The organism is Burkholderia sp. AU38729, from assembly GCF_020419725.1.
Classification (GTDB): domain Bacteria; phylum Pseudomonadota; class Gammaproteobacteria; order Burkholderiales; family Burkholderiaceae; genus Burkholderia.
Map to the genome: position 1 here is coordinate 58,976 of NZ_JAIZQO010000020.1, position 24,582 is coordinate 83,557.

The 24,582-nt window shown below is 66.5% G+C and carries 21 protein-coding genes; 4 read left to right on the plus strand and 17 right to left on the minus strand.

The features are described 5' to 3' along the window. Positions 1-27: 27 nt before the first annotated feature. The 7 genes from LGM56_RS35175 to LGM56_RS35205 form a co-directional block, all read right to left on the minus strand. Positions 28-861, minus strand: a complete 834-nt coding sequence (locus LGM56_RS35175) for an OmpW/AlkL family protein (protein ID WP_089439010.1) — start codon at positions 859-861, stop codon at positions 28-30. 18 nt (positions 862-879) lie between these two features. Beyond that, the gene (locus tag LGM56_RS35180; protein ID WP_226208072.1) at positions 880-2,130 is read right to left on the minus strand and encodes a DUF2957 domain-containing protein; all 1,251 of its coding nucleotides are present in this window, start codon (positions 2,128-2,130) and stop codon (positions 880-882) included. Positions 2,131-2,280: 150 nt separating this feature from the next. Next, positions 2,281-3,687: a DUF2957 domain-containing protein gene (locus LGM56_RS35185; protein WP_226208073.1), complete on the minus strand. Its 1,407-nt coding sequence runs from the start codon at positions 3,685-3,687 to the stop codon at positions 2,281-2,283. Between the two features lie 435 nt (positions 3,688-4,122). Then, positions 4,123-5,073: an N-acetyl-gamma-glutamyl-phosphate reductase gene (argC, locus tag LGM56_RS35190; protein ID WP_089493923.1), complete on the minus strand. Its 951-nt coding sequence runs from the start codon at positions 5,071-5,073 to the stop codon at positions 4,123-4,125. Between the two features lie 154 nt (positions 5,074-5,227). Next, positions 5,228-5,800, minus strand: coding sequence for a flavodoxin family protein (locus LGM56_RS35195; RefSeq protein ID WP_039366855.1), 573 nt, complete (start codon positions 5,798-5,800; stop codon positions 5,228-5,230). 216 nt (positions 5,801-6,016) lie between these two features. Continuing rightward, entirely contained in the window at positions 6,017-6,610 is a 594-nt protein-coding gene (locus LGM56_RS35200; RefSeq protein WP_226208074.1) for a YbhB/YbcL family Raf kinase inhibitor-like protein, read from the minus strand. A 255-nt stretch (positions 6,611-6,865) separates the two neighbouring features. Continuing rightward, entirely contained in the window at positions 6,866-7,552 is a 687-nt protein-coding gene (locus tag LGM56_RS35205) for an orotate phosphoribosyltransferase (RefSeq protein ID WP_011350651.1), read from the minus strand. A gap of 460 nt (positions 7,553-8,012) precedes the next feature. Between LGM56_RS35205 and LGM56_RS35210 the strand changes: the two genes are divergently transcribed. Further along, on the plus strand, positions 8,013-10,283 hold the full coding sequence (locus LGM56_RS35210) for an NADP-dependent malic enzyme (RefSeq protein ID WP_089493925.1): 2,271 nt from the start codon (positions 8,013-8,015) through the stop codon (positions 10,281-10,283). A gap of 148 nt (positions 10,284-10,431) precedes the next feature. On the opposite strand, the gene LGM56_RS35215 is transcribed toward LGM56_RS35210, so the two are convergent. Next, the gene (locus tag LGM56_RS35215) at positions 10,432-14,022 is read right to left on the minus strand and encodes an indolepyruvate ferredoxin oxidoreductase family protein (RefSeq protein ID WP_226208075.1); all 3,591 of its coding nucleotides are present in this window, start codon (positions 14,020-14,022) and stop codon (positions 10,432-10,434) included. A 330-nt stretch (positions 14,023-14,352) separates the two neighbouring features. On the opposite strand from LGM56_RS35215, the gene LGM56_RS35220 reads away from it, so the two are divergent. Then, positions 14,353-14,547, plus strand: a complete 195-nt coding sequence (locus LGM56_RS35220; protein WP_046547411.1) for a hypothetical protein — start codon at positions 14,353-14,355, stop codon at positions 14,545-14,547. A 132-nt stretch (positions 14,548-14,679) separates the two neighbouring features. Here LGM56_RS35220 and hppD read toward each other — a convergent pair whose 3' ends face one another. Beyond that, a complete protein-coding gene (gene hppD, locus LGM56_RS35225) occupies positions 14,680-15,777 on the minus strand; it encodes a 4-hydroxyphenylpyruvate dioxygenase (protein WP_089439018.1) in 1,098 nt (365 codons plus the stop codon). A 212-nt stretch (positions 15,778-15,989) separates the two neighbouring features. Here hppD and LGM56_RS35230 point away from each other — a divergent pair, with 212 nt between their 5' ends. Continuing rightward, complete coding sequence (locus tag LGM56_RS35230) at positions 15,990-16,514, plus strand: Lrp/AsnC family transcriptional regulator (RefSeq protein WP_059608511.1); 525 nt, start codon at positions 15,990-15,992, stop codon at positions 16,512-16,514. 58 nt (positions 16,515-16,572) lie between these two features. On the opposite strand, the gene LGM56_RS35235 is transcribed toward LGM56_RS35230, so the two are convergent. From LGM56_RS35235 to paaA, 8 genes are all read right to left on the minus strand, one after another. After that, complete coding sequence (locus LGM56_RS35235) at positions 16,573-17,220, minus strand: GNAT family N-acetyltransferase (protein ID WP_039366876.1); 648 nt, start codon at positions 17,218-17,220, stop codon at positions 16,573-16,575. A gap of 233 nt (positions 17,221-17,453) precedes the next feature. Then, complete coding sequence (locus tag LGM56_RS35240) at positions 17,454-18,059, minus strand: TetR/AcrR family transcriptional regulator (protein WP_006482923.1); 606 nt, start codon at positions 18,057-18,059, stop codon at positions 17,454-17,456. A 16-nt stretch (positions 18,060-18,075) separates the two neighbouring features. Further along, the gene (locus tag LGM56_RS35245) at positions 18,076-18,900 is read right to left on the minus strand and encodes a DUF1835 domain-containing protein (protein WP_226208076.1); all 825 of its coding nucleotides are present in this window, start codon (positions 18,898-18,900) and stop codon (positions 18,076-18,078) included. A gap of 128 nt (positions 18,901-19,028) precedes the next feature. Then, complete coding sequence (gene paaE, locus LGM56_RS35250; RefSeq protein ID WP_226208077.1) at positions 19,029-20,117, minus strand: 1,2-phenylacetyl-CoA epoxidase subunit PaaE; 1,089 nt, start codon at positions 20,115-20,117, stop codon at positions 19,029-19,031. Between the two features lie 5 nt (positions 20,118-20,122). Then, positions 20,123-20,683 (minus strand): 1,2-phenylacetyl-CoA epoxidase subunit PaaD, encoded by a 561-nt coding sequence (paaD, locus tag LGM56_RS35255; RefSeq protein ID WP_089493930.1) that lies wholly within the window; start codon positions 20,681-20,683, stop codon positions 20,123-20,125. A 30-nt stretch (positions 20,684-20,713) separates the two neighbouring features. Further along, a complete protein-coding gene (paaC, locus tag LGM56_RS35260) occupies positions 20,714-21,517 on the minus strand; it encodes a 1,2-phenylacetyl-CoA epoxidase subunit PaaC (RefSeq protein WP_089493931.1) in 804 nt (267 codons plus the stop codon). A 10-nt stretch (positions 21,518-21,527) separates the two neighbouring features. Continuing rightward, complete coding sequence (paaB, locus tag LGM56_RS35265; protein WP_010092957.1) at positions 21,528-21,812, minus strand: 1,2-phenylacetyl-CoA epoxidase subunit PaaB; 285 nt, start codon at positions 21,810-21,812, stop codon at positions 21,528-21,530. 40 nt (positions 21,813-21,852) lie between these two features. Next, positions 21,853-22,851: a 1,2-phenylacetyl-CoA epoxidase subunit PaaA gene (gene paaA / locus LGM56_RS35270; protein WP_226208078.1), complete on the minus strand. Its 999-nt coding sequence runs from the start codon at positions 22,849-22,851 to the stop codon at positions 21,853-21,855. 198 nt (positions 22,852-23,049) lie between these two features. Here paaA and LGM56_RS35275 point away from each other — a divergent pair, with 198 nt between their 5' ends. Beyond that, positions 23,050-24,318, plus strand: a complete 1,269-nt coding sequence (locus LGM56_RS35275) for an SGNH/GDSL hydrolase family protein (RefSeq protein ID WP_226208082.1) — start codon at positions 23,050-23,052, stop codon at positions 24,316-24,318. Positions 24,319-24,582 lie beyond the last annotated feature (264 nt).

Consider the following 24,582-nt stretch of genomic DNA (forward strand, 5'->3'; position numbering starts at 1 on the left):
CCTTCCATTCGTCGTCGGTCGCTGCGCTCAGAACTTGTACGTCATCCCGACGTAGCTGATGATCGGGTCGGCCTTCAGGTCCGATTTCGACTCCGAGAGCACCGTGCCGTCGGCCGCCTTGATCGTCACCGTCGACGTCGTCTTCAGCGGGATGTACGTGACCGACGCGATCAGCCCGAAATGCTCCGTCATGTTGTACTGCAGGCCCGCGTTGAACACAGGCTGCCATGACGACGACGCCTTCGCCTCCACCGATGTCGTACCCGGCTTGCCCGCGCCCGCCGCGAGAACCGCGCCGAGGTTGTCCTGCGTCTGCTTGATGAAGTTCGTGTTGAGCTGCAGGTCGCTGAACCAGTTGTACGACACGCCGAGGCCGAGGAACGGCCGGAACTTCGCGTTCGCCGCGCCGAAGTAGTACTGCAGGATCGCCGCCGGGCTCCACTGCCGCACGCTCTTCACGATCGGATTGACCGAGGCCAGCCCGATGTTCTGCGTGCCGAGCGCGCCGGCCGGGCCCGGCGGCTTGATCGTGCCCTGGCCCGACACCTTGAACACCGGCGGCACGCCGGCCACCGACGTGACCGCGATATGGTCGGTCAGGAAGTGGCTGACCGTCAGGCCCACGGTGTCGGCGCCGCTCGTGTGCAGCCCGGTGCCCGGCGACGTGAACGACGGCGGCAGCCGCAGCGGCGTGTTGATCGGCGTCGGCGCGACGTTGGTCGTCATCGGCGTGCTGCTCTGCTGCGGCATGATATGGAACCAGCCCAGCGTCACGACGTTGCTGCCGGCGCTCTGCGCATGCGCCGCGAGCGGCGCCACGGCGGCGGCGCTCGCCGCCGCGCAGAGAAGGGTCTTCTTCATCACGGCTCTTCCCTCCGCTTACTGGACGAATGCGCCGATCGTGAAATACGGCGTCGATCCCGCGTTGTCGAGGAAACCGAACACGCCACCCGTGAAGATGAACTTGCCGGTCGGCGACGTGCTGCCCGAGCCCGTGTGAATCGTCGTGACCGTGCCAGGCACCTTCTGCGTGTAGTCGAGATCGAGCGCGGTCGCGAGCGAGGCCTGCGACGCGTTGAACGGATCGAGCAGCGTGGCCTGCTTGTCGATCAGCGCGGTGGTCCGGTAGTCGAACTGGCTGTCGACGCCGATGTACTCGCCGTTCTGCGAGCCGAGCGCGATCGCCGTCTGCGGCGCGAGGATCGAGATGCTCGATTCGTCGTCGGCGGTGAGGCCCGGCACGCCGTTGCTGTCGGGCGTCGGGTTCGGGTTCGCGACGCCCGTGCGCACGAGGATCGGCACGAGCTGGTTGCGCAGCTTGCCGACGATCATGAAGCCCTTGCCCTGCGGCGTCGCCGACAGCGTCGGCTTCAGCTGGCTCGCGTAGTTGTTCGACTGGAACGCGCCGCTGCCGTCGGCCGACTGCACGAAGTTCGTGCCCTGCTGCGCGCACGCGCCGCCGGCGAACTGGCCGGTCGTGTCGCACTTGGTCCACGTGCCGTCCGCATTGATCGTCACCTTCGCGTCGATCGACGCCGGCGCGAACTTCTGCGACGGCACTTCGCCGAAGCCGACGTGGCTGTACGTGCCCGCGACCTTCGTGATGTCGGTTTCGATCGACGAGAAGCCGATGAACGGGTAGTACGGGAACTTCGTATCGGGCACCGCGGCCTGGCCGAGCACGCCGTCGAACTGGATTTCCTTGCCGGGGATCGTGCCGCCCGCGACGCCGAAGCCGACGAAGATGCGTGCCGGACGCGACGCATCGAGGCTCGCGCCGTTCAGCCGGAACGCGCACTGGTTCAGCTTGTTGGTCGGCAGCAGCGTTTCCTGCGTGAGCGTGCCGCTGTCGATGGTGCCCGCGCGGGTCGGCGTGACGGTGCCGGTCTTTTGCGGCACCGCCGATTCGACGTAGGTGACCTGCCAGGTCATCTTGGTCGTGTCGAGCTGGACTTTCGCGAGCTCGCCGCTGCCCGCGCCGCCCGTGAACACGGTGTTGTAGTCGAGCGTGGCGGGGCAAAGCCGGTCTTCGACGAGCGGGGGCGGGTTGTCGCCGCCGCTGCCGCTGCCGCCGCAGGCGGAAAGAAGGGGGGCGGCAAAGGCCGCCGCCAGAATGAGGTTGCGCTTCATGTTGCTCCTCCAGATTTGTCTTGTGCGGCGGCCAGCTCCCTGTCGGCCGCTTCTGTTGGTCGTGCTCGTCCTGCTTGCGCCGTGCCGAGCGCCTTCGTGCCTTCCCAGCGTCACGCGACGGCGGTCAGCCCGCCGCCGCGCCCTCGTTCGCTACTTGCTGATCTGCGCGCCCACGCCGAAGTACGGGGTCGACGACGTCGTCGAATTCGCCGACGTCGGCGTGACGCCGCCGTTCACCGTGCCCTGGATCAGCGCCGCATACAGGCCGCCCGTCGCGATCACCACGCCGGAAGCGGCCGTGCCGCTCTTCGGAATCGTCGTCGCGTTCAGCAGGCCGGGCGTCGCCTGGCCGTAGTCGAGCGTGAAGCCGTCTTCCTCGGCCTGCGTGCTCGGGTTGATGAACGACGCGTTGCTGCCGCGGATCAGGGCCGCCGTGTACTTGAAGTTCGAGTCCGCGCCCGCGTAACCGCCGTCGATCGCGCCCGACGTGATCGCCGTCGCCGCGCCGAGCACCGCGATGCCCGATTCGTCGTCGACCTGCGCATCGAGGTGCAGCGGCGGCGTGCCGAGGTTCACGTTGCCCGTGCGTACGATCACCGGCACCGTCGCGCCATTGAGCTGGCCGATCACCATGTGCGCGGTCGCCGACTTGCCGGTCGCGCCGGTCGGCAGTTGCGTCTGTGGCAGTATCTGCGGGGCCTTCGTGCTGTCGAAGTAGCCGCCGTTCGCGCTCGCCTTCCACGGATCGCCGGTCGTCTGGCAGCCGCCTGAGCCGCTCGACGTGCACGCGCCGTTCGCGTCGAACGTCTCGCTCGAGTTCGAACCCTTCGTCGCGTAGTTGCTCGACGGCACGAGGTGATAGATCAGCGCGTTGTACGTGCCCGGCAGCTTCGTGAGGTCGGTCGTCGTGTTCGCGAAGCCGAGGAACGGATAGAAGTCGAAGTGTCGGTTCGGCACCTGGCCGATGTTCTGGAGCACGCCCGGGATGATCGTCAGCCCGTCGTACTGGATCGTCGCGCCCGGAATGCCGCCGCCCGCGACACCCATGCCGACCAGCAGCATCGGCGGGTTCGCCTGGTTGAAGTCGGCGGCCGTCGAGTACGTCGCGCCGTTCGGCGCCTTGCCCGAGCCCGGCGTGAGGATGAACGCGCAGCGCGTCTGCTCCGCGGTCGGCAGCACGCCGGTCGGCGGGTGCATGACCGCCCCGGTGATCGTCGTGCCGACGCGGCTCGGCGTGACCGTGCCGGTCGCGAGCGGAATCGGCGATTCGAGCCACTTGAGCGTGTAGGTCATCGCCACCGCGTCGATGTTGACGCTGACGATCTCGCCGCTACCGGCGCCGCCGAGGTACGTGCTCTTCACGATGTCGGCGTTGGCCGGGCACAGCGCACCGTTGATGGGCTGTGACGGCGGCGGCCCTTGCGTGCCGCAGCTGGATCCGGAACATTGGGGCGCATTGATCGGCGCGGGTGCGCCGCCGTCCCCCCCACCACATGCAACCAGGAAAGGGGCAATGGCAAAGGCCGTTGCCACCCCCTTCGATAAGGTGTGCGACATGCCGCTGTCTCCAATCGTTTAATTGTGCGAGCTAATGTCGCCGCCTTGATTTTTGCTGTCAATTGATGAACCCGTCTAAAAAAGGCGATTGAAACGGGCATCGTGTATTGAATCCTTGTCCGACACGGCATTCGGTAAGAATTAAAACGTGAGACGGGCTTCCGAAAGCGGCCGGAGTGGGGGGCGTGCGACGCCGGACAGGCCGGCGCAGAGCCTTCCTGCGTATAACGGCAGCGTTTAAAGCGGCGGTATCCGGTTTATCCCTATTCGGGATTGACTGGATAAAGAAGGGGCGGGATTAATTCACTGGTAATCGCGCAATGGAAAGCTTGTAAATATTTGTAAATGCGCGATCCGGAATTTTTTATATATTGCCTGACAGGGATAAACAAAAAGCCGGCCAGTGGCCGGCTTTGCATTGCATGCGACGCTGAATCAGCGTTTGAGACCTGCGTCCTCGGCCGCGCCGATGCTCAGGTTCATGCACTGGATCGCGGCGCCCGATGCGCCCTTGCCGAGGTTGTCGAGGCGCGCGACCGTGACGAAGCGCTCCGCGTTGCCGAACACGAACAGGTCGACCCGGTTCGTGTCGTTGTTCGCCTGCACGTCGAAGAAGCCGCCGTCGAGGTTCGCGTCCGCATCGAACGGGGCGACGCGCACGAATGCTTCGTCCGCGTAGTACTCGGCGAACACGCGCTGCACGTCCTGCGGCGTCGTGCGTTTCGCGAGCTGCTCGGGCGTGAAGTAGGTCGTCACCGCGAGACCCTTCAGGAACGGCCCGACGATCGGCGTGAAGATCGGCGGGTTCGCGAGGCCCGTGTGCGCGGCCATTTCCGGCAGGTGCTTGTGCGTGAGGCCGAGCGCGTACGGGCGCGGGCTCGCGAGCTTGCCGCCCGGCGTGGCGTTTTCATAGTCGGCGATCATCGCCTTGCCGCCGCCGCTGTAGCCGGTGATCGAGTAGCTGTGCGCGGCGAACGTCGGTGCGACGATGCCCGCATCGACGAGCGGACGCATCGCGAGCACGAAGGCCGACGCGTGGCAGCCCGGCACGGCGATGCGCTTCGACGTGCGAATCTTCTCGCGCTGCGCGCGGGTCAGTTCCGGCAGGCCGTACGCCCAGTCGGCGCTGGTGCGGAACGCGGTGCTCGCGTCGATCAGCGTCGTGTTCGGGTTCTCGACGAGCGACGCCGATTCGCGCGATGCAACGTCCGGCAGGCACAGGAACGTGACGTCCGACGCGTTGATCAGGCGGCGGCGCTCTTCGACGTCCTTGCGCTTCGCTTCATCGATGCGCAGGATCTCGATGTCGCTGCGTGCCGACAGGTATTCGAAGATCTTGAGGCCGGTCGTGCCTTCCTGGCCGTCGACAAAAACTTTGGTGCTCATTTCGCTCTCACTGAATGAAACGGGGGCCCGCGCCCTGAATCCGCCATTTTAAGACGTCATCCGGCGGGCCTGCACCGCGCGGGGCGAAAAAAAGACGGCCGGCGGGCCGTCTTGTGTCCCTATGTCGCCCGCCGGAGCGGGCGCCAGGGCAGGCTCAGCCGCGGCCGGCGACCCACCGGGCGGTCGCTTCGGCAACCCGCCGGCCGAATGCCTTGCCGGTCTCGAGGTCGCCCGGCAGCGGGCCTTCGTCGGGCGTCGAATCCGCCGGCGACTGCGCGAGCAGGCCCGTCGAGCCGCCCAGGTAGTTGATGTCGTTGCGCGTGGCCGCCTTCGAGTTGGCCGGCATCAGGCTCGTGCCGACCCACACCATCCCATGCTGCATCGACAGCGTGACGAAATATTGAATCGTCGAGAACTTGTCGCCGTTCATCGTCGCGGAGTTCGTGAAGCCCGCGGCGATCTTGTCCTTCCATTTCTGCGTGAACCACGCTTTCGACGTCGCGTCGGCAAACTGCTTGAACTGCGCCGACGGGCCGCCCATGTAGGTCGGCGCGCCGAAGACGATCGCGTCGGCCGCGTCGAGCGCGGCCCAGCCCGCGTCGTCGACGTCGCCGACGGCGAGCAGGCGCACGGTCGCGCCGGCGTCCTGCGCGCCCGCGTGCACGGCCTCGGCCAGTTTCTGCGTGTGACCGTAGCCGCTGTGATAGACGATGACGATGTTCGACATGAAGCGTTCTCCGGAAAGGAACGGGAACGGCGGACCGCAGGCTCGCCGCGTCACGCGTCGCCGGTGGGCGGCGCGACGGATGCGCGGCATGGCGCCGCGACCGGTGACGACGAGTCTAGCAAGCCGAAATGACGGGAGAACGCGTGAGCGCGGAGAACACCATTTCGCGGCGGCCGGCAATCGCGGTGGCGTGCGATGCCTGGCGCCCCATGCGCGTTACTGCCCGTAGTTGACCGTGAGTTGCGCGGTACCGATCGCCAGCGTGCCGATCTCGTGTTCGAACATCGGCGCGGGGCGGCCCTGCGCGACGCGCAGGTCGTCGCCCTTGAGCGCATAGACGGTGATCACGTAGCGGTGCGGCTTGCCCGGCGGCGGGCACGGGCCGCCGTAGCCGTCGATCCCGAAGTCGTTGCGCGCCTCGCTCGCGCCGATGCGCCGCAGGAACCCGGACGCGCTCGCGTCGGCGGGCAGGCTCGTGACCGTCGCCGGAATGCCCGCCACCGCCCAGTGCCACCAGCCGTGCCCCGGCGCATCGGGATCGAAGACCGTGACCGCATAGCCGCGCGTGCCGGCCGGCGGGTTGTGCCAGGCGAGCTGCGGCGAGTGGTTGCCGCCCTTGCAGTCGCCGCGGTCGAACACGTTCGCGGCGCGGACGCGCCCGCCCGGCGTCAGGTCGTCGCTCGTCACGGTGAACGGGCCTTCCGCATGCGCGGGCAGGGCGGAGAGGGCGGCGGCGTAAAGGAGGACGACGAGGAACGGCGACGGGCGACCCGATGGCGCAGGCGGAGTGATCCGGCGATCCACACGCATATGGCGCTTCTCCCGTCACGTGGGCCGGACCGATGCGTCCGGCATTGTTGGCGTAGTGCGTTGCCTGCGCAGCTGATGGCAGCGATGGATCAAGTCTAGCATTAGGGTTCGATGAGCGACGCACGCCGCGACCCGTGGTCGCGGTCGTTTTGCGCACGAATCGGCGGACGCAAATTCGACGGACGAAAAAAAGCCGCCCGCGATGAAGCGGGCGGCTCGTTCAGCCAGGACGCCGGCCGGCGGGCCGGCGCGGCGTCAGTCCTTCGGGGACGTTGCGCCGCCGTGCGCAGCCGACCACTCGGCCGGTGCGTGCAGGAATTTCTCGACTTCGTCGAGCGTCTTCGTCTCGAAGTAGCCCGAGGCCTTCGCGACGCGCAGCACGTCCCACCACGTGGCGAGCGCGTGCAGGTCGACGTCGATGTCCTTCAGGACCGACACGCTTTCCTTGAAGATGTTGTAGTGGAACAGCACGAAGCAGTGGTTCACCGTCGCGCCGGCGGTGCGCAGCGCGTTGACGAAGTTGATCTTGCTGCGGCTGTCGGTCGTCAGGTCTTCCACCAGCAGCACGCGCGAGCCCTCTTCCAGATGGCCTTCGATCTGCGCGTTGCGGCCGAAACCCTTCGGCTTTTTGCGCACGTACTGCATCGGCACCATCATCCGGTCGGCGATCCAGGCCGCGAACGGGATGCCGGCCGTTTCGCCGCCCGCCACCGCGTCGATCTGCTCGAAGCCGATATCGCGCGTGATCGTCGTTTCAGCCATTTCCATCAGCGCGCGGCGCACGCGCGGATACGAAATCAGCTTGCGGCAGTCGATATAGACGGGGCTTGCCCAGCCGGACGTGAAGATGAACGGTTTTTCTGCGTTGAAGTGCACTGCCTGTACTTCGAGCAGGATTTTGGCGGTCGTATCCGAGATCGACTGACGATCGTAGCCTGTCATGGGCATTCCTTGGGTGATGAGCGAAGAGCGGGCGCGGGCCCGGTGGCGCAGCAAGGGGAACCTGCCCAGGGGGCCGGGGCGCGATCGGAGGGCCAATCGCATCGCTGCGCGCGTAGCCGGCTATTTTACCCGATTCAGGCCGGTTTTCGGCGGAATTCGCGCGGGTTCGCCGCGCGGCTCACCACCGGCGAAACAAGCGGGGCCGGATCGCTCGCACGCTGATGCGGAGGATGCGGCGCTGCACCAACATGCGTCATTTAGGGGGTGTACACTAGGCGGCCCTTAGAAATCGTTCAGTACTTTGTACTTTCCTCTTGCCATCCGCCAAGGTTCGATGGCGTGCCGACCCGGCGCGTCGCGTGCCGTCTCGCAGTCGACCACCCCCTCGATTCAAGCAGACGCGGCCGAAGGTGCTGCGTACTGAACCGTCAATATTTCGCATGTCTCTCGCAGGTCAATCATGGACGAACAACTGAAGCAGGCCGCACTCGCTTATCACCTGAACCCGAAACCCGGCAAGATTTCGGTCACCCCGACCAAGCCGCTGTCGAACCAGCTCGATCTGTCGCTCGCGTATTCGCCGGGCGTCGCCGCAGCGTGCGAAGCGATCCACGCCGATCCGCTCGACGCGCAGAAGTACACGTCGCGCGGCAACCTCGTCGGCGTGATCACGAACGGCACCGCCGTGCTCGGCCTCGGCAACATCGGCCCGCTCGCCGCGAAGCCGGTGATGGAAGGCAAGGGCTGCCTCTTCAAGAAATTCGCGGGCATCGACGTGTTCGACATCGAACTGTCGGAGTCCGACCCCGACAAGCTCGTCGAGGCGATCGCGATGCTCGAGCCGACGCTCGGCGGCATCAACCTCGAGGACATCAAGGCGCCGGAATGCTTCTACATCGAGCAGAAGCTGCGCGAGCGCATGAAGATCCCCGTCTTCCACGATGACCAGCACGGCACCGCGATCATCGCGTCGGCCGCGATCCTGAACGGCCTGAAGGTCGTCGGCAAGAAGCTGTCCGAAGTGAAGCTCGTGTGCTCGGGCGCGGGCGCGGCAGCGATCGCGTGTCTGGACCTGCTGGTGAACCTCGGCCTGACGAAGTCGAACATCCTCGTCGCCGATTCGAAGGGCGTGATCTACGAAGGGCGCGGCAACCTCGATCCGTCGAAGCAGCGCTATGCGGCGACCACCGACGCACGCACGCTCGCCGACGCGATCGTCGGCGCGGACGTGTTCCTCGGCTGCTCGAGCGCGGGCGTGCTGAAGCAGGACATGGTCAAGACGATGGGCGACCGCCCGCTGATCCTGGCGCTCGCGAACCCGGAACCGGAAATCCGTCCGGAAGACGCGAAGGCCGTGCGTCCGGACGCGATCGTCGCGACGGGCCGTTCGGACTACCCGAACCAGGTCAACAACGTGCTGTGCTTCCCGTTCATCTTCCGCGGCGCGCTCGACGTCGGCGCGACGACGATCACGGAAGAAATGAAGCTCGCGTGCGTGCGCGCGATCGCCGAGCTGGCGCAGGAAACCGACCAGAGCGAGGAAGTCGCGAAGGCGTATGAAGGCCACTCGCTCGAATTCGGGCCGGACTACCTGATTCCGAAGCCGTTCGACCCGCGCCTGATCATCAAGATCGCGCCGGCCGTCGCGCAAGCCGCGATGGATTCGGGCGTCGCCACCCGCCCGATCCAGGACATGGACGCGTACCGCGAGCAGCTCGGCGCGACCGTCTACCGCACCGGCATGGTGATGCGTCCGGTGTTCGCCACCGCGAAGCAGAAGCAGGCCCGCATCGTGTTCGCCGAGGGCGAAGACGAGCGCGTGCTGCGTGCCGCGCAGTTCGTGCTGCAGGAAAAGATCGCGAAGCCGATCCTCGTCGGCCGTCCGTCGGTCATCGACATGCGCCTCGCGAAGATCGGCTCGAAGCTGAAGGCCGGCACCGATTTCGAGATCGTCGATCCGGAAGACGATGCGCGCTACCACCGCTACTGGCAGGCGTATCAGGAGATCGGCGCGCGCGACGGCGTGACGCCGGAAGTCGCGAAGGCGGCGATGCGCAAGTTCAACACGCTGATCGGCGCGATGCTCGTGCATCTGGGCGACGCGGACGGGATGATCTGCGGGATGATCGACACGTTCCACAGCCACCTGAAGTTCATCGAGCAGGTGCTGGGCCGTGCGAAGGGCGCCGAGCACTTCGCGGCGATGAACCTGCTGATGCTGCCGGGCCGTAACCTGTTCGTGTGCGATACGTACGTGAACGAGCTGCCGAGCGCCGAACAGCTCGCCGACATGACGATCCAGGCCGCGGCCGAGATCGAGCGCTTCGGCATTGTGCCGAAGGCTGCGCTGCTGTCGAACTCGAACTTCGGCAGCGCGCCGTCGGCGTCGTCGCGCCGGATGGGCGAAGCCCGCAAGCTGATCGTCGAACGTGCGCCGAACCTGGAAGTCGACGGCGAAATGCACGGCGACGCGGCGCTGTCGGAACTGATCCGCAAGCAGGCCTTCCCCGGCACGACGCTGTCGGGCGAAGCGAACCTGCTGATCATGCCGAACGTCGAAGCGGCGAACATCGCGTACAACCTGCTGAAGATGGTCGGCGGCGAAGGCGTGACGGTCGGCCCGTTCCTGCTCGGCGCGGCGAAGCCGGCCCACATCCTGACGCCGGCCGCGACCGTGCGCCGGATCATCAACATGACGGCCGTTGCCGCCGCGAACGTGAACACGAAGTAAGTCCACGTCCGCGTGTGCCGCGCTTCACGCGCGGCGCAATGAAAAACGCCACGGAACCCGCGTTCCGTGGCGTTTTTTTTCGTGAAGCGACGTGAGCGGATAGCCGCTCACCAGCGGGCATCCGGCCGCGAATGCCCGCCGCGTGCCGTTACGCGACCTGCTGGTGCGACTGGCCGCCGGCCGGCGAACGCCACTTCGCAAGCAGCGTGTCCCACTTCACCCGTACCGCGCGCAGGTTGTTCTCCTTCACGTGACCATAGCCGCGAATGCCGTCCGGCAGCGCCGCGAGCTCGAGGGCGAGCGGGCGGTTGGCCGCGTTCAGCTTGGCGAGCACCTCGCCGATCAGCGCTTCGTATTCGCCGATCAGCGCGCGCTCGGTGCGACGCTCGTCGGTACGGCCGAACGGGTCGAGCCCCGTGCCGCGCAGGAACTTCGCCTTCGCGAGCAGCCGGAACGCCGACATCATCCACGGGCCGTACGCCTTCTTCACGAGATGGCCGTGGGCGTCCGTCTTCGCGAACAGCGGCGGCGCGAGGTGGAATTTCAGCTTCCAGTCGCCTTCGAACTGCGCGGTCAGGCGCGCGAGGAACGCCGGATCGGACTGCAGCCGCGCGACCTCGTATTCGTCCTTGTACGCCATCAGCTTGAACAGGTTGCGCGCGACCGCTTCGGTCAGTTGCTCCTGCACCGTGTCGCCGTCCGCCAGCGCACGCTCGGCCGCGCGCACCTTGTCGACGAACGCCGCATAGCGTGCTGCGTACGCGGCATTCTGGTACGCGGTGAGGAATTCCACGCGCTTCGCGATCAGGGCGTCGACCGCCTTCTTCGTGTGCAGCGAAATCACCGTGGCGCCTTGCACGGGGCGCGCGTCGCCGGCCGCGGCCTGCTTCACGCTCGCCAGGTCGTACGCGGCGCGGCGGCCCCAGTCGAAGGCCGCGCGGTTCTTCTCGACCGATACCGCATTCAGCTCGATCGCGCGGACCAGCGACGCGAGCGTCAACGGCAGCCAGCCCTTTTGCCATGCGTAGCCGAGCACGAACGGGTTCGTGTAGATCGCGTCGCCGAGCAGCGCGACCGCGAAGCGGTTCGCGTCGATGAAATCGACGGCTTCGCCTGCCGCCGCGCGGATGTCGTTCTCGGCGGACAGGCCGGGGAACGACCAGTTCGGGTTCTTGATGAACTCGGCGGTCGGCGTCTGCGCGCTGTTGACGACCACGCGCGTCGTGTCGTGCCGCATCCGCGACGTGCATTCGTCGCCGGCCGTGACGATCGCGTCGCAGCCGATCACGAGGTCGGCTTCGCCCATCGCGATCCGCGTTGCGTGGATGTCGGTCGGCGCGTGCGAGATCTGCACGTGGCTCATCACGGCGCCGCCCTTCTGTGCGAGGCCGGTGACGTCGAGCACGGTCACGCCCTTGTTTTCCAGGTGCGCGGCCATCCCGAGCAGCGCGCCGATCGTGACGACCCCCGTGCCGCCGACGCCCGTGACGAGCACGCCGTATGCGCGGTCGATGTCCGGCAGCGTCGGTTCGGGGATCGGCGGCAGTGCGTTGCCGTCGACCGACACGGCCTTCGGCTTCTTCAGCTGGCCGCCCTCGACCGTGACGAAGCTCGGGCAGAAGCCCTTCACGCACGAGAAGTCCTTGTTGCAGCTCGACTGATTGATCTGGCGCTTCGTGCCGAATTCGGTTTCCAGCGGCTCGACCGACAGGCAGTTCGACTGCACCGAGCAGTCGCCGCAGCCTTCGCACACCGCGTCGTTGATCACGACGCGCTTGGCCGGGTCCGGGTACGTGCCGCGTTTGCGGCGGCGGCGTTTCTCGGTCGCGCAGGTCTGGTCGTAGATCAGGATCGTCGTGCCTTCGATCTCGCGCAGCTCGCGCTGCACGTCGTCGAGCTGGTCGCGGTGATGGATCGTCACGCCCGGCGCGAGCAGCGCCTTCTGGCTGTCGTACTTCTCCGGCTCGTCGGTGACGATCACGATCTTCTTCGCGCCTTCGGACGCGAGCTGGTGCGTGATCTGCGGCACCGTCAGCACGCCGTCGACCGGCTGGCCGCCCGTCATCGCGACCGCGTCGTTGTAGAGGATCTTGTAGGTGATGTTCGCTTTCGACGAGATCGCCGCGCGCACGGCCAGCAGGCCCGAGTGGAAATAGGTGCCGTCGCCGAGGTTCGCGAACACGTGCTTCTCGTCCGTGAACGGCGCCTGGCCGATCCACGGCACGCCTTCGCCGCCCATCTGGCTGAAGGTGCTCGTGCTGCGGTCCATCCACACGGTCATGTAGTGGCAGCCGATGCCGGCGATCGCGCGCGAGCCTTCCGGCACGTTGGTCGACGTGTTGTGCGGGCAGCCCGAACAGAACCACGGCTTGCGCTCGGTCTGCACGTGCGGCTTCGCGAGCGCCATTTCCTTCGCGTTGATCACGGCGAGGCGCGCGGCGATGCGTGCCCGCACGTCGGACGGCAGCTCGAACTTCTCGAGGCGCGTCGCGATCGCCTTCGCGATGATCGCCGGCGACAGCTCGTAGTGCGCGGGCAGCAGCCAGTTGCCCATCGGCACCGACCATTCGCCGCCGGCGCCGTCCTTCTCGTCGAACTTGCCGAACACGCGCGGCCGCTGGCCGTCGGGCCAGTTGTACAGCTCTTCCTTGATCGCGTATTCGAGGATCTGGCGCTTTTCCTCGACGACGAGGATTTCGTCGAGCCCGCGCGCGAACGCCTGCGCGCCCTGCGCTTCGAGCGGCCACACGCAGCCGACCTTGTAGAGCCGGATGCCGATCCGCGCGCAGGTTTCGTCGTCGAGGCCGAGGTCGGTCAGGGCCTGACGCACGTCGAGGTACGCCTTGCCGCCGGTCATGATCCCGAAGCGCGCGCTCGGAGAATCGATCTCGATGCGATCGAGCTTGTTCGCACGCACGTAGGCGAGCGCCGCATACCACTTGTAGTCGAGCAGCCGTGCTTCCTGCACGAGCGGCGGGTCGGGCCAGCGGATGTTCAGCCCGCCTTCCGGCAGGATGAAGTCGGTCGGCAGCACGATCTCGGTGCGATGCGGGTCGATGTCGACCGATGCCGACGATTCGACCACGTCCGTCACGCACTTGAGCGCGACCCACAGGCCCGAGTAGCGGCTCATCGCCCAGCCGTGCAGGCCGAAATCGAGATATTCCTGCACGTTGGACGGGAACAGCACCGGCAGCCCGCAGGCCTTGAAGATGTGTTCGGACTGGTGCGCGAGCGTTGACGATTTCGCCGCGTGGTCGTCGCCGGCGAGCACCAGCACGCCGCCGTGCTGCGACGAGCCGGCCGAGTTTGCGTGCTTGAACACGTCGCCCGTGCGGTCGACGCCCGGGCCCTTGCCGTACCACATGCCGAACACGCCGTCGTGCTTCGCGCCGGGGTACAGGTTCACCTGCTGCGAGCCCCACACGGCGGTGGCGGCGAGATCTTCGTTGAGGCCGGGCTGGAAGACGATCTGGTGGGCGGCCAGGTGCTGCTTGGCTTTCCAGAGCGACAGATCGAGACCGCCGAGCGGCGAACCCCGATAGCCGGAGATGAAGCCGGCGGTATTGAGACCGGCGGCGCGATCGCGTTCCTGCTGGAGCATCGGCAGGCGCACGAGGGCCTGGATGCCGCTCATGTACGCGCGGCCGCGTTCCAGTGTGTATTTGTCGTCAAGCGTGACGGACTTCAGCGCGGCTTCTAGCGATGCGCGTTGGCCTGCGTCTAGCGGGGCATTCATTAACTGTCTCCTCCACCCAGTTTGGGATCACCAAAACTCGACTGCTTCGGGCGTCTTGTGGACGCGTCTGCAGTGGCCGGCATATTGGCCGGTTTTAAGCGATGGTAGCACTGGGGCAAACCCGCCGCCCATCGGTTGGAACGCGGGGGAATTGCGGCGGCGCATCAGAAAAACAGGGTGGAACCATGCGTTACATCATGTAAAAGCATGTAAAGCCGGCCCCATCTTCGTGCAAACGCCGTTAATCTTGTCGGCCTGCCGGAGGTGCCCGGTCGCGTTGGCTTGTTTCGACGCAATCGGGGAGGCGCCGGCAGTTTTACAGGAGGTGCAATGAACACACGTCATATCCAGAGTTTCCTGATCGTGTCCGCCGCGTTTTTCTCGATGACCGGCCCGGTGCACGCGCGAGGCGCGAGCGCACTGGCGGCCGCCGGCGCGCAGATGCAGCAGATCGTGCCGGCCCAGGACGCCGTCGCGCAGCCGTCGGCCGAGCGCGCCGTCGAGTCGAAGGCGAACGCGCGTTGATCCGCTCGCGCGGCCCGCGGGCCGCGCCGGAATGCAAAAAGGGCGGGAATCCGAGGATTCCCGCCCTTTTTTTTTGCGCCGCCGGATCGTGCGGGCTGCCGGGTTGCCCCGGGCAGCCGCCCGCCGGATGCGTCAGGCCTTGTCCTGTACGACGCCGCGGCGGATCTGGTCGAGTTCGATCGATTCGAACAGTGCCTTGAAGTTGCCTTCGCCGAAGCCCTGGTTGCCCTTGCGCTGGATGATCTCGAAGAAGATCGGCCCGATCTGGTTTTCGGTGAAGATCTGCAGCAGCAGGTCGTCGCGTGCGCCGTCGATCAGGATCTTGCGCTTTTTCAGTTCGTCCAGCGATTCGCCGTGGTTCGGCACGCGGCGGTCGACCAGTTCGTAATACGTGTCGATCGTGTCGAGCAGCTTCACTTCCTTGCTGCGCAGGCCATCGACCGCCTGGTAGATGTCGGCGGCGCCGAGCGCGATGTGCTGGATGCCTTCGCCGTGATACGCGTCGAGGTATTCCTGGATCTGGCCGGCCGTATCCGAGCCTTCCTCGTTGATCGGGATGCGGATCTTGCCGCACGGCGACGTCATCGCCTTCGACTTCACGCCCGTCACCTTGCCTTCGATGTCGAAGTAGCGCACTTCGCGGAAGTTGAACAGGCGTTCGTAGAACTCGGCCCATTCCTGCATGCGGCCGCGATGCACGTTGTGCGTCAGATGGTCGATGTAGGTGAGGCCGTGGCCGACCGGGTTCGGGTTCGCGCCGGCGATCGGCTCGAAGTCGACGTCATAGATGCTGATGTCGCCGATGGCGCCCGGTTGCGCGCCGTTCTTGCCGCGCCAGCGGTCGACGAAATAGATCAGCGAATCGCCGATGCCCTTGATCGCCGGGATGTTCAGCTCCATCGGGCCGGTCTTGTTGTCGAAGCCCCATGCGCCGAGTTCCAGCGCGTGCTGGTACGCCTTCGCGGCGTCCTGCACGCGGAACGCGATCGCGCAGATCGACGGGCCGTGCAGGCGCGCGAAGCGTTGTGCGAACGAATCGGGTTCGGCGTTGATGATGAAGTTGATGTCGCCCTGGCGGTACACCGTCACGTCCTTGTGGCGGTGGCGCGCGATCGCGGTGAAACCCATCCGTTCGAACAGTTGTCCGAGCGCTTTCGGGTCCGGTGCCGTGTATTCGATGAATTCGAAGCCGTCGGTGCCGACGGGGTTGTCCCAGTTCGGGATCTGCATGGCGTGTCTCCTGTGGGGGCGATCGGCCGGGGCGACGTGCGCAGGCCCGGCCTGGTTCGATGTCGAACGTCGCGCACGCGGTGGCGTGCGCGACGCATCGGTACGTGCGACAAAGTGTAGCGGGCAGCCGCGAGCGTAAACTTGCGAACTTAATTGCCAGAACCTACGATGGCGCAATTTCCCGTCTCAAATCATTCATTGGAGGGCAGAAGATGGCGCAAGCCGAATTGGATGCCATCGACCGGCGGATTCTCGCGATTCTTCAGGAGAACGGGCGCCTGTCGAACCAGGAGATCGCCGAGCGCGTGAACCTGTCGCCGAGCCCGTGCCTGCGGCGGATCCGGCGGCTCGAGGAAATCGGCGTGATCACCGGTTATGTCGCGCTGCTGGATCCGCAGAAGCTCGGGCTCGACCTGCTCGCGTACGTGAGCGTGCGGCTCGAGAAGCGTGGCGGCCTGGCGCCGGCGCGGGCCGACGAAACGTCGGCGCGCGCAGGCGCGACCCATGCGGAGCTGTTTCGCGCGGCCGTGCAGACCTGGCCGGAAGTGGTCGCGTGCCACGCGATGACGGGGGACATGGATTACCTGCTGCGCGTGCAGGTCGAGGACATGGCGCATTTCTCCCGCTTCGTGCAGGAGCATCTGCTGCATCACCCGTCGGTGATCGACGTGAAGACGAGCTTTTCGCTCGAATGCTTCAAGGAGACGACGGCGTTGCCGATTCGTTCGGTGCGCTAGTGCGCGGCGGGGAAGGGAGGGGCCGGGCGCGCGGCAGGCGCGGCCCGGCTGGCTGAAGTTACGCCGTCAGCGCGGCGGGCATCAGCGATTCGATGAACTTCGTGGTGCGGCGCGCCTGGCGCTTCATCGCGTAGTCGAACACCGCGGCCTGCTCCTGCAGCATCTCGGCGATGATCGTCGAGTGGTCGGCCGGCGGCAGCGACAGGTACGCATCGGCTTCGCCGTACGCGTACTCGATCCGCATCCCGGATTTCTTCGCGATGTGCATCATCGTCGCGTTACGCGACAGGCAGTGCATGTACAGCATCGTCACGTGCGTGTTGCGGCTGCGGATCGCCGCGCGCTCGAACAGCTTCGAGCCGACGCCGCGGCCGCGTGCGCTTTCGAGCACCGACACGCCGAATTCGGCCGTGCGCTTGTCGCCCTCGGCCGGCAGGTAGGCCAGGTGGCCGACGCCGATCAGTTCGAGGTCGTGGTCGAACACGCCGAACACGGTGTCGCGGCCGAAGTCGATCGTGCGGACATAATTCTCGATCACGTGGTCGGGCACCATCTGGCCGAAGCGCAGCAGGCGGTCCTCTTCGTCGAGCGAGAGAAAGTGGGTGAGCATCTGCTCACGGTCTTTGGAAGCCAGTTCCCTGACGAGAACCGGCGCACTGCCGACCGTGCCGACAACTTCGGCAGGGCCGTTGAATTGCGTGTTCATCGTGGGTTCCTCAGTGTGGGTGCACAAGCGGGTTGTGCAATGCAACAGCATTTTACCCGAGCGAGGTTGGGGAAAACCCGTATTTGACGTTATTTGTGCTGAGGGGAAATTCTAAAACCGCTTAGTTCATTCTGTAAGCTATTGATTTTAAGCGAATTTAAAATTCATCATATGAAATGCGCGGCGGGCAGCCGCAGTGTGCCCGTCGCGCAACGCTTGCTGCTGCGCGTCATTCAGGCGGCCGTCGACAGCCCGCGCTCGATCAGGTCGATCACCTGCTCGGCGAAGTCGCGGTAGCCGAGGCGGCCGCCGGGCTTCAGCCATGTGAACGTCCAGTTGATCATCCCGAACACCATCATCGTCACGGACGTCTGGTTTTCCTTCGAGATGCGGTCCGGATACGCGCGTGCGAGCTGCCGCGTGAACGCCGCGACGATGTCGCGCTGGCGGTCGAGCACGATTTCGCGCTGCGCGTCCTCGAGATACTTCACGTCGTTGAGCAGCGCGACGTGCCGGCTGTGCGACGTCTCGTATTCGGCGAGGAACGCACGCACCAGCTCGGCGAACGCGTCGCGCTCGCTGAGGCCGCGTCGCTGGCTCGCCCCTTCGACCTCGGCGATGATCAGCATCAGCCGTTTCGTGTAGCGGTCGAGCAGGTCGAACAGGATCGCTTCCTTGCTCTCGTAATAGTGATAGAGGCGCGCCTTCGACGTGCCGCTCGCGGTCGCGAGATCGGACATCGACGTGCTCGGGTAGCTCGTCTGCGCGAATTTCTCGGCGGCCAGATCGAGGATCTGCTCGCGCTGGGATTCGTGGTCGGGCGCTCGGGTACGGGCCATGGTCGAATGGGGAAGATTAGCGGTGCGGGGTGGCCGTGCGGGCCGCGCGCACCTGCGTGGAAGAGAGGGCGTCGGGCGCGTCGTCCTGCAGCTCGAGCCGGCCGGCCGCCGCGAGTTCGCGGCAGCGCCACCAGGCGATCGAGTCGCTGACGAACAGCCCGCCGCGGTCGGCGTCGGCCATGATGCTGCCGACGAGGCGCGCCGCGGGCCGCCAGGCGGTTTCCGCGCGCGCGACGATCAGCGCGTCGAGGTCCTCATAGTAGCCGCTCTTGATGGTGTTGCTGACCCAGTAGCGCAGCTCGGCGTTCAGGTGCTTCGCCTCCTGCCATTCGAGCGCGAGGCGGCCGATGCGCAGCACCGAGATTGGCGCGGCCACCGGGCGCTTGCGCGCCAGCTCGGCCGGCGAGAACATGCCGGTCGCGCACGCCTGGTCGGTGCGCGATAGCGCCGCGCGCTGGGCCGAGTCGAGATCGGCGGCCGACAGACGCACTTCGTTCAGGCGTTGCGGGACGTTGCGCAGGTGATAGGCGACGCGGCGCAGCAGCAGCTTGTCGCCGACGCTCGGCGCATGCCATACGACCACCTGGCCGGTATCCGTCGCGAGCTGGTCGAGGCGCGCGAACTCGCCTTCGATCTCCGCGTTCCAGTCGGGAATCTGGTCGCCGAGCACGCGCTGCCAGAAGGCGGCGCGCGTGTCGGGCGTCTCGTCGGCGCCCTTGAGCGGCCCGACGCCGAGATCGTCGAGCAATCCGACGACGCGCTCGTCGCGTCCGGCTTGCGCGAGTGCCTCGTGCAGCGACGCGGCGGCGGTGCCGCCCTGAATCACATGAATGGTACTCATCGGCCTGTCGTCAACAAAAGAAAACCGCCGGCCGGGCGGACGTTGCGATGTCCAGCCGGCCGGCGGCCCCTAGTGTAAGCGAGATGTGTGACGGCGAGAAACCGCCCGGCGCCGCGACGCGACGTCGCTCAACGCTCGTCGTAGCTCACGACGACCTTGTCGCTGACCGGGTGGCACTGGCACGTGAGCACGAAGCCGTCCTTCACTTCATGCTCTTCGAGCGTGTAGTTCTTCTCCATCCGCACTTCGCCCTCGAGCACCTTCGCGCGGCACGTGCAGCACACGCCGCCCTTGCACGCGTACGGCAGCGCGAGGCCCGCGCGCAGGCCGACATCGAGCAGGCTCACGCCTTCGTACGGCAGGCGCAGCTTGCGCTTCTTGCCGTCGAGCACGATTTCGAGGTCGGCGGCCGGGGTCTTGTCGGTGATTTCGACGACCGGCGCACCGGCTTGCGGCAGCGGCGTGCCGAAGCGCTCGACGTGCACCTTCGCCTGCGGCACGCCGGCCGCCTTCAGCGCGGCCTCGGCTGCATCCATCATCGGCGCGGGGCCGCAGATGAACGCCTCGTCGATCGCGTCGGCCGGCATCAGCGTGTCGAGGAATTCCGCGCATTTCGCCTGGTCGAGCACGCCGTTGAACAGCGCGACGTCCTGCTGGTCATCCGACAGCACGTGATAGAGGACGAAGCGGTTCATGTAGCGGTTCTTCAGGTCCTCGAGCTCCTCCGCGAACATGATCGCGTCGACGCTGCGGTTGCCGTAGATCAGCGTGAACGTGCTGCGCGGCTCGAGTTCGAGCGTCGTCTTCACGATCGCGAGCACCGGCGTGATGCCGGAGCCGCCTGAAAACGCGACGTACTGCTTGCCGTGATCGGCGTTCAGGTGCGTGAAGAACCGGCCGTCCGGCGTCATCACGTCGATCGTGTGCCCCGGCTTGAGCGAGTCGAACGCGAAGTTCGAGAAGCGGCCGCCGCGCACCCGCTTGATGCCGATGCGCAGTTCGCCGTCACGATCGTAGTCCGTCGTCCCGACGCAGATCGAATACGAGCGGCGCGTTTCCTCGCCGTCGATGTGGGTCTTCAGCGTGACGAACTGGCCCTGCGTGAAGCGGTACGCATCGCGCAGCTCGGGCGGCACGTCGAAGGAGACGGTGACGGCGTCGGCGGTCTCGGGCCGCACGTCGCGGATACGCAGCGGATGAAATTGCGGGGTCGCCATATCGATTAATAAGGTTTGAAGTAGTCGAAGGGTTCGCGGCAGTCGACGCAGCGATACAGCGCCTTGCAGGCCGTGGATGCAAATTGCGCGAGACGCTCGGTACGGGCGGAGCCGCAGCGCGGGCACGCGGGTGCCGCGACCGGTCGCGGCACGAAGCGCACGACGTTTTCCCGCGGCGCGGCGGTGCCGCACTGGCCGACCGGCGGCGCGATGCCGTACGCGCGCAGCTTGTCGCGTGCTTCTTGCGTGATCCAGTCGGTCGTCCACGCGGGCGCGAGTACTGTCTCGATCCGGTGCGGCGGAAGGTCCGCGGCCTGCAGCGCGGCGGCGATGTCCTCCGCGATCTGCGACATGGCCGGGCAGCCCGAGTAGGTCGGCGTGATGACGACCTCGAGCTGGCCGTCGTCTCCGAGGCGGACGTCGCGCAGGATGCCGAGTTCGCGGATCGACACGACCGGGATCTCGGGGTCGGGCACGGCTTCGAGCACGTCCCAGGCACGGGCGAGCAGCGGGTCGGCGTGGCGCGCGACGGGCACGGCGTTGGCGGGGGCGGTCTGGACGGACATCGTCGGGCTCCGTTGGGCGTGGGCGGCCGGTTACCAGCTCGCGCCGGGATGCTGGCGTGCGAGGCTCTGCAGTTCCGCGAGCAGGTAGCCCATGTGCTCCGAGTGCTCGCCCTGCTTGCCGGTCGTCACATGCTGCACGGGGGCCGGCAGCGTGAGCGTCGCTTCCGCGAGCGCGTCGTCCACGTCCGCGCGCCATGCTGCTTCGAGCGTGGCCGGTGCGGGGGCGATGCCCGCGGCGGCGACCGCGTCGTCGATTGCATCGGCAGCGAAGAATTCGCGCGTGTACGGCGTCAGGTAGTCGAGCGCGTTCTGCGCGCGGCGGTGCGATTCGTCGGTGCCGTCGCCGAGGCGAACCAGCCACTCGCGTGCGTGCTGAAAGTGATAGCGGGTTTCCTTCACCGATTTCGCGGCGATCGCGGCGAGCTGCGTGTCGGTCGACGTTTCGAGTGCGGTCCACACGTGCAGCATCAGCGCCGAGTACAGGAAGTTGCGCACGATCGTCACCGCGTAGTCGTTGTCGGCGTGCGCGGTGCCGGCGATCGGGCCGTAGTGCGGCAGCTCGGCGAGCGTGAAGTTCGCGAACTCGCGCTCCGTGCGGAAGTACGCGTAGTCGTCCTCGGTCTTCGTCGCGCCGGTGAGCTGGCGCTCGAGTTCGGCCGCGTGCGTGTACAGCATGCGCGCCTGGCCGATGAGGTCGAGGCTCATGTTGGTGAGCGCGATGTCTTCCTCGAGGATCGGGCCGTGGCCGCACCATTCGGCGTTGCGCTGACCGAGGATCAGCGTGGTGTCCGCGAGGCGCAGCACGTAGGAGAGGTGTTCGGGCGTGATCGTCATGGCGCGGGCGTTACATGTGGTTGACTTCGTCGGGCAACGTGTAGAACGTCGGGTGACGGTAGATCTTGTCGCCCGCCGGTTCGAACAGCTCCGCCTTCTCGTTCGGATCCGACGCGGTAATGGCCGACGACGGCACCACCCAGATGCTCACGCCTTCCTGGCGGCGCGTGTAGACGTCGCGCGCCATGCGCAGCGCCATCGATGCGTCGGCGGCGTGTAGGCTGCCGCAATGCTTGTGGTCGAGCCCCTGCTTGCTGCGCACGAACACTTCCCAGATCGGCCATTCCTTGTTCATCACTTTCTCCTCAATCCTGAATTCGATGGTGTGCCGCCGCTCAGGCGGCGTGCTGTTCGGCGCGGGCGCGGCGCTTGGCTTCGTGGGCGAGTGCGGCTTCGCGCACCCATGCGCCGTCCTCGTGCGCTTTCACGCGGGTCGCGAGGCGTTCCTTGTTGCACGGGCCGTCGCCGTTGACCACGCGCCAGAATTCGTCCCAGTCGATCGTGCCGTAGTCGTGATGGCCGCGCGCCTCGTTCCACTTCAGGTCGGGGTCGGGCAGCGTCACGCCGAGCACCTTCGCCTGGTCGACCGTCGCGTCGACGAACTTCTGCCGCAGATCGTCGTTCGAGATCCGCTTGATGCCCCATTTCGCGGACTGGTTGCTGTGGACCGAATCGGCGTCGCTCGGGCCGAACATCATCAGCACCGGCCACCACCAGCGGTTCACGGCCTGCTGGACCATTGCGCGTTGCGCGTCGGTGCCCTTCATCATCGACAGCAGTGCGTCGAAACCCTGGCGCTGGTGGAACGATTCTTCCTTGCACACGCGGATCATGGCGCGCGCGTACGGGCCGTACGTGCAGCGGCACAGCGGAATCTGGTTCATGATCGCGGCGCCGTCGACGAGCCAGCCGATCACGCCGACGTCGGCCCAGGTGGGCGTCGGGTAATTGAAGATGCTCGAGTATTTCGCCTTGCCGGCGAGCAGTGCGTCGATCAGCGAATCGCGCGATACGCCGAGCGTTTCGGCCGCGCTATAAAGATAGAGGCCGTGACCGGCTTCGTCCTGGACCTTCGCGAGCAGGATCGCCTTGCGCTTCAGGCTCGGTGCGCGTGAGATCCAGTTGCCTTCGGGCAGCATGCCCACGACTTCCGAGTGCGCGTGCTGCGAGATCTGGCGAACCAGCGTCTTGCGATAGGCATCGGGCATCCAGTCCTGCGGTTCGATCTTGCCGTCGGCGGCCATGACCGCATCGAACCGCGCCTGCTCGGGCGACTCGGCTGCGGCGTCGGGCGGCGCGACGTTGCCTGGGATGTCGAGGGATTGCGTGTACATGGCGAAGCTCTCGTCCGGTTGAATGTGTGCGAAGTATAAACCAACCGACCGGTCGGTTAATATATTTCTTGCGGATTTGCGGCGAGACTCGGGTAAACGAGAGACGTCGGGGCGCGATCGGGCGGCGTGACGGCGATCCGGCGCGTGGGGTTCGCGTCTTCTGCGGCACAATGCCCGCTTTCGACGAGGATTTTGCCGATGTCATTTCGAAGCAGTATCGCCGCGGCAGTGCTGGGTGCCGCCGTCTTTGTCTCGCCGCTCGTGGCCTCGGCCTCGGCCGCGCCGGCTGGATGGGTGGCGGCGTGGGCGACCGCGCTGCAGCCGATCCCCGACCTTGCCGCACCGCCGCCGCTTTATCGTGCGCCCGACGTGTCCGGGCGGGCCGTGCGCCAGATCGTCTATCCGACGGTGTCGGGGCGTGCCGCGCGGATCCGCGTCAGCAATGCCTACGGCCGTGCGCCGCTGATCGTCGAGGCGGCGAGTCTCGCGCGCGCAGGCGACGGGGCGGCGCTTGCTGGTGCGGTGGCGCCGGTTCGGTTCGGCGGCAAGGCGTCGGTGACGCTTGCGCCGGGCCAGGAACTCGAAAGCGATCCGGTGGCGATCGATGTGGCGGCCGGGCGGCCGTATGCGATCAGCCTCCAGATGGGGGCGAATCAGCGGATGACGGTCTGGCACCGCGTGTCGAACCAGTTCAATTACGTGTCTGCACCGGGTGATCACGTGAGTGATCCGGGCGCCGCCGCATTCCGCACCCGTTTTACCCAATACGCATGGGTGAGCGAGTTCGCGGTCGAGGCTGGTTCGGCGCGCGCCAGCGTAGCGGCGATCGGCGATTCGATCACCGACGGACTGCGCTCGAGCGTGAACCGGAATCGCCGCTGGCCGGACGCACTAGCGCGTCGGCTGACCGCTTCTGGCGTGGAGTCGATCGGCGTCGCGAACCTTGGTATCAGCGGAAACCGGCTGCTCAGCGATTCGGCGTGCTACGGCACGTCGCTGGCGTCGCGGTTCGAGCGTGATGCACTGTCGCGCGCGGGGGTGAAGGCGGCGATCGTGCTGATCGGGATCAACGACATCAACTTCGCCGCGATGCCGCCGCGCGCGGGGCTCGATTGCGACCACCCGCATACGCAGGTCACGGCTGCATCTTTGATCGACGGCTACCGCCGGCTGATTGAAGCGGCGCACCGCCAGGGCGTGAAGGTCTTCGGCGCGACGCTGACGCCAGCCGGGCTGCCGGAGGGGCGCGAGGCGATCCGGCTCGAGGTGAACCGGTGGATCCGGAGTGGTGGCGGGTTCGATGGCGTGGTCGACTTCGATGCTGTGCTGCGCGATCCGGCGCGCCCGAGCGTGCTGCAGCGTCGATACGATAGTGGGGACGGCATTCATCCGAGCGACGCCGGCTACGCCGCGATGGCCGACGCGGTGCCGGTCGAGCAACTACAGGCTGCGGTGATCGGCAAGTGACGCGCTTCTATATATAGAGGGAAGTGTTGCCGGCAACGCGTAGGTCAGTGGCACCACTTGGCCCGTCGAGCCCCAAGCCCCCGTGCGCGCCAGCGCACGGGGGCTTTTTCAAAATATTTTCACAAAGGGGCTTGCGTAGACGGGGGCGGGTGCTTAGAATCACGCCTCTTTCGCGCTAACGGAAACGCGGCGCGGGAGAAGGGAAGCAGGGTTGGCGGTGTGCTGGAGTCTGGAGCGCGCAACTGGCCTGGAAGTTGAGCCCCG

Bases quoted from the DNA above. Each gene is read 5' to 3' on its own strand.
- LGM56_RS35210 (WP_089493925.1), top strand. From the start codon at position 8,013: ATGGACGAACAACTGAAGCAGGCCGCACTCGCTTATCACCTGAACCCG.
- LGM56_RS35245 (WP_226208076.1), bottom strand. From the start codon at position 18,900: ATGAGTACCATTCATGTGATTCAGGGCGGCACCGCCGCCGCGTCGCTG.
- LGM56_RS35205 (WP_011350651.1), bottom strand. From the start codon at position 7,552: ATGACAGGCTACGATCGTCAGTCGATCTCGGATACGACCGCCAAAATC.
- LGM56_RS35180 (WP_226208072.1), bottom strand. From the start codon at position 2,130: ATGAAGCGCAACCTCATTCTGGCGGCGGCCTTTGCCGCCCCCCTTCTT.
- LGM56_RS35220 (WP_046547411.1), top strand. From the start codon at position 14,353: ATGAACACACGTCATATCCAGAGTTTCCTGATCGTGTCCGCCGCGTTT.
- LGM56_RS35275 (WP_226208082.1), top strand. From the start codon at position 23,050: ATGTCATTTCGAAGCAGTATCGCCGCGGCAGTGCTGGGTGCCGCCGTC.
- LGM56_RS35185 (WP_226208073.1), bottom strand. From the start codon at position 3,687: ATGTCGCACACCTTATCGAAGGGGGTGGCAACGGCCTTTGCCATTGCC.
- LGM56_RS35235 (WP_039366876.1), bottom strand. From the start codon at position 17,220: ATGAACACGCAATTCAACGGCCCTGCCGAAGTTGTCGGCACGGTCGGC.
- LGM56_RS35195 (WP_039366855.1), bottom strand. From the start codon at position 5,800: ATGTCGAACATCGTCATCGTCTATCACAGCGGCTACGGTCACACGCAG.
- LGM56_RS35240 (WP_006482923.1), bottom strand. From the start codon at position 18,059: ATGGCCCGTACCCGAGCGCCCGACCACGAATCCCAGCGCGAGCAGATC.
- argC (WP_089493923.1), bottom strand. From the start codon at position 5,073: ATGAGCACCAAAGTTTTTGTCGACGGCCAGGAAGGCACGACCGGCCTC.
- paaE (WP_226208077.1), bottom strand. From the start codon at position 20,117: ATGGCGACCCCGCAATTTCATCCGCTGCGTATCCGCGACGTGCGGCCC.
- LGM56_RS35175 (WP_089439010.1), bottom strand. From the start codon at position 861: ATGAAGAAGACCCTTCTCTGCGCGGCGGCGAGCGCCGCCGCCGTGGCG.
- LGM56_RS35200 (WP_226208074.1), bottom strand. From the start codon at position 6,610: ATGCGTGTGGATCGCCGGATCACTCCGCCTGCGCCATCGGGTCGCCCG.
- paaA (WP_226208078.1), bottom strand. From the start codon at position 22,851: ATGTACACGCAATCCCTCGACATCCCAGGCAACGTCGCGCCGCCCGAC.
- paaC (WP_089493931.1), bottom strand. From the start codon at position 21,517: ATGACGATCACGCCCGAACACCTCTCCTACGTGCTGCGCCTCGCGGAC.
- LGM56_RS35230 (WP_059608511.1), top strand. From the start codon at position 15,990: ATGGCGCAAGCCGAATTGGATGCCATCGACCGGCGGATTCTCGCGATT.
- LGM56_RS35215 (WP_226208075.1), bottom strand. From the start codon at position 14,022: ATGAATGCCCCGCTAGACGCAGGCCAACGCGCATCGCTAGAAGCCGCG.
- hppD (WP_089439018.1), bottom strand. From the start codon at position 15,777: ATGCAGATCCCGAACTGGGACAACCCCGTCGGCACCGACGGCTTCGAA.
- paaB (WP_010092957.1), bottom strand. From the start codon at position 21,812: ATGAACAAGGAATGGCCGATCTGGGAAGTGTTCGTGCGCAGCAAGCAG.
- paaD (WP_089493930.1), bottom strand. From the start codon at position 20,683: ATGTCCGTCCAGACCGCCCCCGCCAACGCCGTGCCCGTCGCGCGCCAC.